Here is a 13,049-nt window from a genome sequence, read left to right as displayed (position 1 = left end):
TCCCAAAGGAGAAAATAATGACGACTGAGACCACATATCCTGCCACTGGGGAACTCGCGCCTGTTGCCGAGGGCACCCTCCTCATTCTCAACGCCCGCCCCTATGGCGAGGGCGAGCCGCGCCACCTGCTGATCCGCGATGGCGTGATCGACAGCCTCGACGCCGCCGCCGATACTGCCGCCGATCGCACCATCGACGCAGCCGGGGCGGTGCTGCTGCCCGGGCTGGTGGATATTCACGTGCACCTGCGCGAGCCCGGCCGCGAGGATACGGAGACCATCGCCACTGGCTCCGCGGCCGCTGCCAAGGGCGGGTTTACCGCCGTATTCACCATGGCCAATACCCAGCCGGTGATGGATCAGCCGGTGATCGCCGAGTCCGTGTGGTTCAAAGGCCAGCAGGTGGGTCTCTGCGATGTTCACCCCGTGGGCTCTATTACCAAGGGGCTGAAGGGCGAGACGCTCACCGAGTTCGGCATGATGGCCAACTCCGCAGCCAAGGTGCGCATGTTCTCCGATGACGGCGTATGCGTGAATAATCCGCAGGTGATGCGCCGCGCCTTGGAATACGCCAAAGGCCAGAACGTGCTGCTCGCCCAGCACTGCGAGGATGCCCGGCTGACCGAAGGGGCAGTGGCCCACGAGGGCGAGATGGCTGCCCGGCTCGGCCTCCGCGGCTGGCCGCGTGTGGCGGAGGAGTCGATTGTGGCGCGTGATGCGATCATGACCCGCGATTATGGCGCCCGCATGCACATCTGCCACGCCTCCACCGCCGGCACGGTCACGCTCGTGCGCTGGGCTAAGGACTGCGGCATTCCGCTCACCGCCGAGGTCACACCCCACCATTTATTGCTTCACGACGCTCGCCTGCACAATTTCGACGGCCGCGACCGAGTGAATCCGCCGCTGCGCGAGAAGTCCGATACCGAGAAGCTGCGCGATGCGCTGCTCGACGGCACCATCGACTGCGTGGCCACCGACCACGCCCCGCACGGCTCCGAGGAGAAATGCTGCGAATTCTCTGAGGCCAAAAACGGCATGCTGGGCCTAGAGACCTCGCTGGCGATCGTGCACCAGATCTTCGTGGAATCCGGGCTCGCCGATTGGCGCTTCGTGGCCAAGGTGATGAGCGAAAAGCCCGCCGAGATCGTGCGCCTGCCCGGCCACGGCCGTCCCATTGCCGTCGGCGAGCCCGCCAATCTCACCGTGGTGGATCCGCACAGCCCGTGGACCGCCCGCGGCGAGGAAATGGACTCCAAGGCCGATAACACCCCCTATGAGGGTATGGACTTCAACGCCCAGGTCACCCACACCATCCTGCGCGGCACCGTGACCTATCAGCGTCGCTAAGCCACAGCACACTCCCACACCCCAGAAAAAACTTCATGGAAAGGCCCTCACACAGTGACTACTGAGACCACCCACTCGGCCACCACGCGGCCCGCAGTGCTCGTGCTCGCCGACGGCAACACCTACCGCGGGCTTGCTTTCGGAGCAGACGGCAACGCCTTTGGCGAGGCCGTCTTTACCACCGCCATGACCGGTTATCAGGAGACGATGACTGATCCCAGCTACCACAAGCAGATGGTGGTGATGACCGCCCCGCAGATCGGTAACACCGGCTGGAATGACGAAGATAATGAGTCCCGCGGGGACAAGATCTGGATCGCCGGTCTGATTATTCGCGATCTCTCCCATACCGTCTCTAATTGGCGGGCCCGCCGCAGCCTCGAGGAGGAAATGATCTCCCAAGGCCTGGTGGGCATTAAGCATGTAGATACCCGAGCTATCGTGCGCCACCTGCGCAACTACGGTTCCATCAAGGCGGGCGTGTTCACCGGCGAGGACGCCCTGCTCGATACCGAAGAGCTGGTGCGCCGCGTGCAGGCCCAAGAAGATATGGAAGGCGCGAATCTTTCGGCCGATGTCTCCATCACTGAGCCGCAGGTTCTCGAACCCGAGGGCGAGGTCCGCGCCACCGTGGTGGCCTATGACATGGGCATTAAGTCCAATACCCCGCGCAACCTGCTTGCTCGCGGCATCCGCACCGTGCTGGTGCCGGCCAATTACCCCTGTGAGAAGGCCATGGAGTTCCAGCCCGATGGCGTGTTCATCTCCAATGGCCCGGGCGATCCGGCCACCGCAGATGAGATGGTGAGCATCGTGCAGCAGTTCCTGGACAAGGATGTGCCGATCTTCGGCATCTGCTTTGGCAACCAGATCCTGGGCCGGGCCTTCGGCATGAACACCTACAAGCTCAAGTTCGGCCACCGCGGCGTGAATATCCCCGTGAAAAACCACGTGCAGGGCCACATCGAAATCACCGCTCAAAACCACGGCTTCGCCCTCGAAGGTGAACAAGGCCAGGAGTTTGCTACCCCCTATGGCCCCGCGCTGGTGACGCATACCTGCCTCAACGATGGCGTGGTCGAGGGCGTGGCGCTGAAGAATGGGCGGGCCTTCTCGGTGCAGTACCACCCCGAGGCTGCCGCCGGCCCGAATGATGCCAACCCGCTCTTCGATCAATTCGTGGAGCTGGTTCTCGCGGATATTGCTGCGAAAAACTCCGGCTCCGGCGACGGCCAGAACTAAGCACACCAGGAAGAGAAAGAGGAATACAGACAATGCCCAAGCGCACTGACATCAATCACGTCCTGGTTATTGGATCCGGCCCCATTGTGATCGGCCAGGCCTGCGAGTTCGACTACTCCGGCACCCAGGCGTGCCGCGTGCTCAAGCAGGAGGGGATGCGGGTGACCCTCATCAACTCCAACCCGGCGACGATCATGACCGATCCGGAGTTCGCCGATCACACCTATGTGGAGCCGATCCACCCCGATTACATCGAGAAGATCTTTGACAAAGAGATCGCCGAAGGCCATCCCATCGACGCCGTGCTGGCGACCCTCGGCGGCCAGACCGCCCTCAACGCCGCTATCGCATTGGATCGACGCGGCAGCCTAGAGAAGTACAATGTGGAGCTCATCGGCGCCGATATTCCCGCCATTCAGCGCGGCGAGGATCGCCAGAAGTTCAAAGACATCGTGGCCAAGATCGGCGGCGAATCCGCGCGGTCGCGCGTCTGCCACAACATGGACGAAGTCCACGAGACCGTCGCCGAGTTGGGCCTGCCCGTGGTGGTGCGCCCCTCCTTCACCATGGGTGGTCTCGGCTCCGGCTTGGCCTTCGATAACGATGACCTCGAACGCATCGCCGGCGGCGGTTTGGCCGCCTCGCCGGAGGCCAATGTGCTCATCGAGGAATCCATCCTCGGCTGGAAAGAATATGAGCTGGAGCTCATGCGCGATGGCGATGACAACGTGGTGGTCATTTGCTCCATCGAAAACGTCGACGCCCTCGGCGTGCACACCGGCGACTCCGTGACCGTGGCGCCGGCTCTGACGCTGACCGACCGCGAGTTCCAGAAGATGCGCGATCAGGGCATCGCCATTATCCGCGAGGTGGGCGTGGATACCGGCGGCTGTAATATCCAGTTCGCCATCAACCCCACCGATGGCCGCATCATCACCATCGAGATGAACCCGCGTGTGTCCCGCTCCTCGGCACTGGCCTCGAAGGCCACTGGCTTCCCAATCGCGAAGATCGCCGCCATGCTGGCCATCGGCTATACCTTGGACGAGATCACCAACGACATCACCGGTGAAACCCCGGCGGCCTTCGAGCCGACGCTGGACTATGTGGTGGTCAAGGCCCCGCGCTTTGCCTTTGAGAAGTTCCCCGGCGCCGATGACACGCTCACCACCACCATGAAGTCGGTGGGCGAGGCCATGAGCCTGGGCCGCAACTACGCCGCAGCCACCAATAAGGTGATGCGCTCGCTGGAGAATAAGGACACCGGTTTCTGGACCGCGCCCGATCGCTGCGCCGATGCCGACGCCGCCCTGGAGTCCCTCAAGCGCCCCGTGGCCGGCCGGATGTACGAGGTCGAGCAGGCCCTGCGCGGCGGCAAGACCATCGCTGAGGTCCACGAGGCCTCCGGCATCGATCCTTGGTTCCTTGCCGAGATCCAGCACCTAGTAGAGCTGCGCCAGCAGCTTATCGACGCCCCCGTGCTCACCGAGCAGCTGCTGCGCCTGGCGAAATACTATGGCCTTTCTGATAAGCAGATCGCGGCCCTGCGCCCAGAGTTCGCCGGTGAGACCGGCGTGCGCTCGCTGCGCTGGTCGCTGGGTATCCGCCCGGTATTTAAGACCGTGGACACCTGTGCGGCCGAGTTCGAAGCCAAGACTCCGTATTACTACTCCTCCTATGAATTCGACGCTGGGGCGGAATCCGAGGTGAGCCCGCAGACCGAGAAGGAGAAGGTGATCATTCTCGGCTCGGGCCCGAACCGCATCGGCCAGGGCATCGAGTTCGACTACTCCTGCGTGCACGCCGCGCTGGAGCTCTCGCGGGTGGGCTACGAGACCATCATGGTCAACTGCAACCCCGAGACAGTCTCCACCGACTACGACACCGCCGATCGCCTCTACTTTGAGCCGCTGACCTTCGAAGACGTCATGGAGGTCTACCACGCCGAGTGCCAGTCCGGCACCGTGGCCGGGGTGATTGTGCAGCTCGGCGGCCAAACCCCGCTGGGCCTGGCCGAGCAGCTGCGCAACGCCGGGGTGCCCGTGGTGGGCACCACGCCCGAGGCCATCGATTTGGCCGAGGATCGCGGCGAGTTCGGTGAGGTGTTGGCCAAGGCCGGTTTGCCGGCGCCCGAATTCGGTACCGCCACCTCCTTCGGCGAAGCCCGCGACGTCGCCGCCCGCATTGGCTACCCCGTGCTGGTGCGCCCCAGCTATGTGTTGGGCGGGCGCGGCATGGAGATCGTCTACGACGAGCAGACCCTCGAGGACTACATCAACCGCGCCACCGAGCTCTCCAATGAGCACCCGGTGCTGGTGGATCGCTTCTTGGACAACGCCATCGAGATCGATGTGGACGCCCTCTGCGATGGCGAGGAGGTCTACCTCGGCGGAGTGATGGAGCATATCGAGGAAGCCGGTATCCACTCCGGCGATAGCTCCTGCGCCTTGCCGCCGATGACGCTCGGCGCCGAGGACATCGAGAAGGTCCGCCAGTCCACCGTGGCTCTCGCCCACGGCATCGGAGTCAAGGGCCTGATGAACGTCCAGTACGCGCTGAAGGACGACACCCTCTACATCATCGAGGCCAATCCTCGTGCCTCGCGTACCGTGCCCTTCGTCTCGAAGGCCACCGGGGTGCCGCTGGCGAAGGCTGCCGCCCGCATCATGATGGGCGCCAGCATCGCCGAGCTGAAGGAAGAAAAGCTCATCCCGACCACCCACGACGGCGGCTCGCTGCCCATGGACGCCCCGATCGCGGTGAAGGAAGCCGTGCTGCCGTTTACCCGTTTCCGCCGCCCCGACGGCTCCATGCTGGACTCGCTGCTTAGCCCAGAGATGAAGTCGACCGGTGAGGTGATGGGCCTGGCCGATAGCTTCGGTGCCGCCTATGCCAAGGCCGAGGATGCCGCCTTCGGCGCGCTGCCCACCTCCGGCACGGTGTTCGTCTCTGTCGCCAACCGCGATAAGCGCACCCTGAACTTCCCGATCCAGCAGCTGGCCAAGCTCGGCTTTAAGATGATGGCCACCAAGGGCACCGCCGATATGCTGCGCCGCAATGGCGTCGAATGCGAAGTGGTGGCCAAGGCCAGCCAGGTACGCGAAGGCAGCGAGGAGCTGTCCATCGTGGACAAGATCACCGCCGGCGAGGTGGATCTCATCCTCAACACCCCTGCCGGCTCCGCCGGTGCCCGCCACGATGGCTACGATATTCGCGCCGCCGCCGTGAGTGCCGGGGTGCCGCTGGTGACCACCGTGCAGGGCGTGACCGCCGCTGTGCAGGGCATCGAGGCGATGCGAGACAACGAGCTGAGCATCCTGCCCCTGCAGGAGCTCAATCACGAAAACATCGCAGCCAAGGCGGGGGAGTAAGTGAGCGACTTCGGATCCCAGCTCCACCAGGCCTCCCTCGAGCACGGCCGGCTCTGTGTGGGCATCGACCCTCATCCGGCGCTGCTCGACGCCTGGGGGCTGCCTCGCAGCATCGCCGGCCTGCGTGAATTTAGCGCCACCTGTGTGCGCGCCTTCGCGGGCTCTGTGGCCCTGGTAAAGCCCCAAGTGGCCTTCTTCGAAGCCTATGGTGCCGCCGGCTACACCGTGCTCGAGGAGACCATCAATTCGCTTCGGCAGGCCGGCACCCTCGTGGTAGCCGATGCCAAGCGCGGCGATATCGGCTCCACCATGGCGGCCTACGCGGATGCGTGGCTGCGCCCTGGCTCCCCGCTGGAGGTGGACGCCCTCACGGTCTCTCCCTACCTGGGTTTCGGTGCCCTCGCACCGGCCCTGGACTATGCGGAGCAGGGCAAGGGGCTATTCGTGCTCGCCGCCACCTCCAACCCAGAGGGGCAGAGCATCCAGCGGGCGGTGAAGCAGGGCGAGCTGACAGTCGCCCAGCACATCGTCGATGAGGCTGCCGCCTGCAATGCGGCGCGAGCAGCCGCCGGCAGCCCCGGCAACGTCGGCGTCGTCGTGGGGGCAACACTGCGCGACGCCCCCGCTCTCGCGGCGCTCAATGGCCCTATCCTGATGCCTGGGGTAGGGGCCCAAGGAGCCGGCGCGGAGGACGTCGATAAGCTCGCACAGGGAATGACACACATGGCATTTCCCAACGTCTCTCGTGGGGTATTGCAGGCCGGTGCAAGCGTGAAAGCCCTAGAAAAGGCCGTTTCGGACTTAGCCGGCCAATTTCCGGGAATCCCCAGCTAGAAGCGTTATCGAGAGAGAGCGCGCGACAAGCCCGCGGCCTGTCACCTTGGCTTTTGTCCAAGTAGTGCTAGACTGATGCGAGCTTCAAGGAATCCGCTCGGCGCACACGCTGTGTCGAGGCGGTTTCCACCAGATAGCCCAAGTAATTAATCGCCTACGAATCGGAGGAACCAACGTGGCCCTTCCCAAGTTGACTGACGAGCAGCGCAAGGAAGCCCTCGCGAAAGCTGCTGAGGCCCGCAAGGCCCGTGCTGAGCTGAAGGAAAAGCTGAAGCGCGGCGGCACCAACCTTAAGGAAGTTCTGGACCAGGCCCAGGACAACGAGATCATTGGCAAGACCAAGGTTTCCGCTCTCCTCGAGGCCATGCCGAAGGTGGGCAAGGTCAAGGCTAAGGAGATCATGGAGGACCTCGAGATTGCTCAGACCCGCCGTCTGCGCGGCTTGGGCGACCGTCAGCGTCGTGCTCTGCTCGAGCGCTTCGGTTTCTCTGAGGACTAATTCAGATGACCGGCGAGAACCCGACGCCCCGCCTCGTCGTCTTAGCTGGTCCCTCTGCGGTGGGTAAATCCACCGTGGTTCATCGTCTGCGCACAGACGTGCCCTCGCTGTATTTCAGCGTCTCCATGACCACCCGCGATCCTCGCCCCGGTGAGGTGGATGGTCAGGACTACTTCTTCGTGTCGATGGAGCAGTTCAACGACATGATTGAGGCAGGGGAGATGCTCGAATGGGCGGATATTCACGGCGGATTGCAGCGCTCTGGCACCCCCGCGCGACCGGTCACCGAAGCCCTTGCGGCTGGACGGCCCGTGCTCGTGGAGGTTGATCTACAGGGGGCGCGCAACATCGTGAAGTCCATGCCCGAGGCAACCACCGTGTTCCTCGCCCCGCCCTCCTGGGAGGTGCTGGTTGATCGCCTGACCGGTCGTGGTACCGAGTCCCAAGAGGTGATTGATCGTCGTCTCGCGACGGCGCGCAAGGAGCTCGATTCGCAAAGCGAATTCGACCACGTGGTGGTCAACGATGATGTGGACGCAGCAGTCGAGGCTATTCACCAGCTTCTCACCGGCCACTAGCCGTCGAGGGTGCCACTCGGGCCCGCGAGCGTAGTGGACCGCAGTGAGCAGTATGGTGCAGAGAGAACTTTTACAGATAGCAATCCAGAAAAAGGATGACAGTGAGTAACCAAACCACAGGCAATGAGTCTGTTTTCGATGATCCGGTAGGCATTACCGCACCGCCCATCGACAGCCTTATGAACCATGTGTCCTCCAAGTACGCTCTCGCCATTTTCGCGGCGAAGCGTGCCCGTCAGATCAACAGCTACTACCAGCAGGCGGACGAGGGCGTCTTTGAATTCATTGGCCCACTCGTTACCCCCGAAGCTGGCGAGAAGCCGCTGTCTATCGCCCTGCGCGAGATCGACGCTGGAATGCTGCACCACGAGGAAGGCTAATAGCCGTATCCCTTGATCGGCCTCCGTGTTCGCACGGTTACTACAAGGGGCCAGCTCGACGCTGCCCCGGTCGGCATCACCAACCCAGTACGCCCACACCAACGGTGCGTGCTGGGTTTTGTGCTGTGCGCATCCAGCGGCCGTAGGGGTATCGGCTACCCTTGACACTTATGAGCTCGAGCGAGAAACTCTCCATCGTCGTTGGTGTGACCGGCGGTATCGCCGCCTATAAGGCCTGCCATGTGATCCGTGCTTTCACCGAAGCGGGACACAGCGTGCGGGTGGTGCCTACCCGCAATGCCCTCAAATTCGTCGGGGAGGCCACCTTCACCGCGCTGTCCGGCAATCCGGTAGCCACCGATGTATTTGAGAATGTGGATAAGGTGCAGCACGTGATGGTGGGCCAGCAGGCCGATCTCGTGGTGGTGGTACCGGCCACCGCTGATTTCTTGGCTCGGCTGCGCTTGGGCATGGCAGATGATCAGCTCACCGCCACCTGTCTGGTGGCCACCTGCCCCGTGGTGGTGGCCCCGGCCATGCATACCGAGATGTGGAATAACCCCGCTACCCGGGAAAATATCCAGGTGCTGCGGCAGCGCGGTATCGCCGTGATGGAGCCCGCCCATGGTCGGCTCACCGGCCGTGATAGCGGGCCAGGCCGGCTGCCCGAACCGGAGCAGGTGGTGGACTATGCGCTCGGAGTACAGGAGGAGGGCCGCGCCCCGCAGCGCGATCTCGAGGGCGTGCGGGTCCTCATTTCTGCCGGCGGGACGCGCGAGGAGATCGACCCCGTGCGCTTTATTGGCAATCATTCCTCCGGCCGCCAAGGCTATGCCCTGGCCAATGCCGCCGCCCAGCGTGGTGCAGAGGTGGTGCTTGTTGTCGGGGCGGCGGACACGATGGTGGATCCCATCGGGGCGCGGATCATCCGCATTGATTCCGCCGCCGAGCTCCACGCAGCCATGGACCGCGAGGCGCCTGATGCCGATGTGGTGATTATGGCCGCCGCGGTGGCGGATTATCGCCCCGCCCACCGGGCGGAGTCCAAGATGAAAAAGGGCAAGGCTGAGGCGGATCTCTCGGTGATTGAGATGACCCAAAACCCCGATATTCTCGCCGGTTTGGTGCAGCAGCGTCGCGATGGCGTGGTGCCCGCGGAGACGATCATCGTTGGCTTCGCCGCCGAAACCGGCGATGAGCACACCAGCCCGCTGCAGCTCGGGCGAGAAAAGCTCCAGCGTAAAGGGGTAGATCTGCTCATGGTCAATCACGTCGGCGGTGGCCGCGTCTTCGGTCAAGACACCAACGAGGGCTGGCTGCTCGGCGCCGATAATACGGAGACCGCCGTGCCCGCGGGAACGAAGAGCGCGGTGGCGCATCGGATTCTCGATGGGGTCAGCGCGCTTCGGCGCTAGAGCGGCGCAGGAGCGCATATGGAAGCGCGTGCCCTGCATGTATTGCTAAATTAGACCGCTTAGTCTATGTTTGTTGTCTATGACCAGCGCAGCTAAAGATACTCGACTTTTCACCAGCGAGTCGGTGACGGAAGGTCACCCGGACAAGATCTGTGATGCCATCTCAGATACCATTCTCGACGCCATGCTCGAGGTGGACCCGCACTCTCGGGTGGCCGTGGAAACTGTGGTCACTACCGGTTTAGTGCACGTGGTGGGCGAGGTGCGCTGCGCCGGCTATGTGGAGATCCCGCAGCTGGTGCGCACCAAGCTGAAGGAGATCGGTTTCACCTCCTCCGAGGTGGGCTTCGATGGCACCACCTGTGGAGTAACCGTGGCTATTGGCGAGCAGAGTGCTGAGATCGGCTCGGGCGTGGACACCTCCCAGGAGGTGCGTAGCGGTACCTCCCAGCACGATGATGATCACGCGGGCGCGGGCGATCAGGGCCTGATGTTTGGCTATGCCACCAACGAGACGGATGAGTACATGCCGCTGCCGATTGCGTTGGCGCATCGTTTGTCTCGGCGTCTCACCCAGGTGCGGAAGGAGGGCATCGTGCCCCATCTGCGCCCGGACGGCAAAACCCAGGTGACCTTCGCCTATGACGAGGCGGATAATCCCAGCCATATCGACACCATCGTGATCTCCACCCAGCACGATCCGGATATCACCCAGCAGTGGCTGGAGGAGCAGCTGCGGAAGCACGTGATTAACTGGGTGATCGCCGATGCCGGGCTGGAGAGCTTCCTCAGTGAGGATCTCACCGTGCTCATTAACCCCTCCGGCTCCTTCGTACTCGGCGGGCCGATGGGCGATGCTGGGCTGACCGGCCGCAAGATCATTGTGGACACCTATGGCGGCATGGCCCGCCACGGTGGTGGCGCCTTCTCCGGCAAGGATCCCTCGAAGGTGGATCGCTCCGGTGCCTACGCTATGCGCTGGGTGGCGAAAAACATCGTGGCCGCCGGCTTGGCCGATAAGGCCGAGGTGCAGGTGGCCTATGCCATTGGCCGCGCCGCTCCGGTGGGGCTGTATGTAGAAACCTTCGGCACCGCCAAGCATGGTCTGAGCGATGAGCAGATCCAGCACGCTGTGGCTGAGGTCTTTAATCTGCGCCCGGCGGCGATTATCCGCGAGCTGGATCTCTTGCGCCCGATTTACGCGGACACCTCCGCCTATGGCCACTTTGGCCGCACCGATGTGGACTTCCCGTGGGAGCACACCAACCGTGTGGAGGAGTTGCGCGCCGCAGCGGGGATCTAGACTAGAATCTCCCGCATGGCTACCCACCCGCGCACCCCAGCAGAATCCCTGCCGGTGGCGCGGGTATTGCCTTTGCTGGGGCTGATTCACCTCGACCGCTATTTCGACTACCGCCTCAGCGAGGCCGATTCTGAAAGCGCCCAACCTGGGGTGAAGGTGCGGGTGCGCTTCGGCGGGCGGCTGGTGGATGCCATCCTGATTTCTCGGCACGAGACCTCCGAGCACCAGGGCTCCCTGCGCTATATCGAGCGGGTCATCTCGCCCGAGGTGGTCTATCCACCCAGCACCCAGGCGCTCGTGGAGAAACTCGCCGAACGCTATGCCGGCTGCCGTTCGGATATGATCCGCGCCGCGGTGCCGAATCGCCATGCCGCCGCCGAGAAAACAGACTTCACCACCTCCTGGGATACGCTTGGCGACGCCGCCGAGCCGGACATGAGCGCCTGGGATAACTATGTGCGCGGCCATACGTTTCTCAAGGCCGTGGAGGAGGGCAAACCCGCCCGCATTGCCTGGCAGATCAACCCCGACGGCGACTGGGCCGCCGAGCTCGCCGCCGCCTTGGTGCACACCGTGCGAGCCGGACATGGGGCTTTAGCGGTGGTGCCGCATCAACGCGCCTTGGATCGTCTCGAGGCCGCGCTGCGCGAGCTGGTGTCGGCGAAGCAGATCACCACACTCAGCGCCACGCTGGGCCCGCAGGCGCGCTACCGGCGTTTTTTGTCGATCCTGCATGGTCAGTCACGGCTGGTGATTGGCACCCGTTCTGCGGCCTTCGCCCCCGTGCAGGATCTGCGCCTAGCGGCGATCATGTTCGATGGCGATGATAATCTCGTCGATCCGCGCGCCCCCTATTGGCACGCCCGCGAGGTGTTGAGCACCCGTTCCGCGCAGGAAAAATGCGCGCTCATCATGGGCGGCTATGCCCGCACTGCCGAGGTGCAGCTCATGGTGGAGCGCGGCTGGGCCTTCGACTGCGCCGGCGAGCGCGGACACATCCGCCGAGCCGCGCCCTTGACCATGGCCACCGGCGCATCCGCCTATGGCGGCGGCGATCCGCTGGCGAAGAGTAGGCGGATTCCCAGCAGGGCCTATCAGGCGGTGCGCGCCGCCGTGGAGGCCCAGCGGCCGGTGCTGGTGCAGGTTCCCCGCAAGGGCTATGCGCCTACTCTTGCGTGTCGACGCTGCCGCGCCGCCGCCCGTTGCCGCCACTGCAATGGTCCCCTTGAGCTTCCAGCCTCCGGCGATCCCCACGTGCCGGTTTCTCCGCAGTGCCGGTGGTGTGGGCGTATCGACGCCCACCACGAGTGTCTTGAATGCGGCTCCACAGAGATTCGCGCCGTGGTGATCGGATCCGATCGCACCGCCGAGGAACTGGGCCGCGCCTTCAGCGGGGTGCGGGTGGTGACCTCGAGTGGGGAGAAGATCGTCTCCGAGATCGACCCCGGCCCCACCATCGTGGTGGCGACCTCGGGCGCGGAGCCCCGCGTCGTCGGGGGCCGGTACGGTGCTGCGATTCTGCTCGATACCTGGGGGCTGCTGAGTAAGCAGGATCTCCGCGCCGGCGAGGAGGCTTTAGCGAGCTGGCTGCGCGTTGGCTCCTTGGTGGACTCTCGGGATAATGATGGCCAGTTAATCGTGGTGGCCGATCAGGATGTGCCCGTGGTGCAGGCACTCCTGCGCTGGGATCCCATCGGCGCTGCCCACAGGGAGCTGGCCGAGCGCGCCGAGGTGGAGCTGCCACCGACGACCACCATGGCCGTCGTGGACGGCGGCCGCGCCAGCTTGGATCGTTTCGTGGAACTGCTCGAGCTACCCGAGCAGGTAGAGGTGTTGGGGCCGGTGGATCTTCCCCCAGGAGTGCATTTGCCAGGGGAGTGGGATGAGCGCGCCTTTGGCCCGCCCGAGCGGATGATTATTCGCGGTAGCCTCCCCGCCCAACAGTTGGGGCGGATCTTGAAGGCCGGACAGATCAAACGCGAGGTCCGCTCGGAGGACCCGCCCTTGCGCGTCCAGGTGGGCCCGCTGCGTATCGGCTAGCGGATACGTGGAGTCGCGAGAGCAGGGAAGCGGTACGT

General features: G+C 64.0%; 10 protein-coding genes. All 10 read left to right on the top strand.

The window, feature by feature from the left end; translation table 11 throughout:
* Positions 1-17 precede the first annotated feature (17 nt).
* The 10 genes from KR227_RS00935 (at position 18) to KR227_RS00890 (ending at position 13,011) form a co-directional block, all read left to right on the top strand.
* Entirely contained in the window at positions 18-1,349 is a 1,332-nt protein-coding gene (locus tag KR227_RS00935; protein ID WP_218363329.1) for a dihydroorotase, read from the top strand.
* 54 nt (positions 1,350-1,403) lie between these two features.
* Positions 1,404-2,591 (top strand): glutamine-hydrolyzing carbamoyl-phosphate synthase small subunit, encoded by a 1,188-nt coding sequence (gene carA, locus KR227_RS00930; protein ID WP_218363328.1) that lies wholly within the window; start codon positions 1,404-1,406, stop codon positions 2,589-2,591.
* 32 nt (positions 2,592-2,623) lie between these two features.
* Positions 2,624-5,962: a carbamoyl-phosphate synthase large subunit gene (carB, locus tag KR227_RS00925; RefSeq protein WP_218363327.1), complete on the top strand. Its 3,339-nt coding sequence runs from the start codon at positions 2,624-2,626 to the stop codon at positions 5,960-5,962.
* Positions 5,963-6,796 carry an orotidine-5'-phosphate decarboxylase gene (gene pyrF / locus KR227_RS00920; protein ID WP_218363326.1) on the top strand — a complete coding sequence of 278 codons (834 nt, stop codon included), beginning with the start codon at positions 5,963-5,965 and terminating at the stop codon, positions 6,794-6,796.
* 175 nt (positions 6,797-6,971) lie between these two features.
* Positions 6,972-7,295: an integration host factor, actinobacterial type gene (gene mihF / locus KR227_RS00915; RefSeq protein WP_018019814.1), complete on the top strand. Its 324-nt coding sequence runs from the start codon at positions 6,972-6,974 to the stop codon at positions 7,293-7,295.
* Positions 7,296-7,300: 5 nt separating this feature from the next.
* On the top strand, positions 7,301-7,873 hold the full coding sequence (gene gmk / locus KR227_RS00910; RefSeq protein ID WP_218363325.1) for a guanylate kinase: 573 nt from the start codon (positions 7,301-7,303) through the stop codon (positions 7,871-7,873).
* 95 nt (positions 7,874-7,968) lie between these two features.
* Complete coding sequence (gene rpoZ / locus KR227_RS00905) at positions 7,969-8,253, top strand: DNA-directed RNA polymerase subunit omega (RefSeq protein ID WP_151548649.1); 285 nt, start codon at positions 7,969-7,971, stop codon at positions 8,251-8,253.
* Positions 8,254-8,423: 170 nt separating this feature from the next.
* On the top strand, positions 8,424-9,668 hold the full coding sequence (gene coaBC / locus KR227_RS00900) for a bifunctional phosphopantothenoylcysteine decarboxylase/phosphopantothenate--cysteine ligase CoaBC (RefSeq protein WP_218363324.1): 1,245 nt from the start codon (positions 8,424-8,426) through the stop codon (positions 9,666-9,668).
* A gap of 79 nt (positions 9,669-9,747) precedes the next feature.
* Complete coding sequence (gene metK, locus KR227_RS00895) at positions 9,748-10,971, top strand: methionine adenosyltransferase (protein ID WP_218363323.1); 1,224 nt, start codon at positions 9,748-9,750, stop codon at positions 10,969-10,971.
* A gap of 15 nt (positions 10,972-10,986) precedes the next feature.
* On the top strand, positions 10,987-13,011 hold the full coding sequence (locus KR227_RS00890; protein WP_218363322.1) for a primosomal protein N': 2,025 nt from the start codon (positions 10,987-10,989) through the stop codon (positions 13,009-13,011).
* The last annotated feature ends 38 nt before the right edge of the window (positions 13,012-13,049 follow it).

Origin of the sequence: Corynebacterium sp. TAE3-ERU30, from assembly GCF_019209925.1 — a bacterium.
In the GTDB taxonomy this organism is placed as follows: Bacteria; Actinomycetota; Actinomycetes; order Mycobacteriales; family Mycobacteriaceae; genus Corynebacterium; species Corynebacterium megadyptis.
Note: the sequence above shows the minus strand (reverse complement) of the source record. Positions and strands in the feature narration are given on the sequence as shown.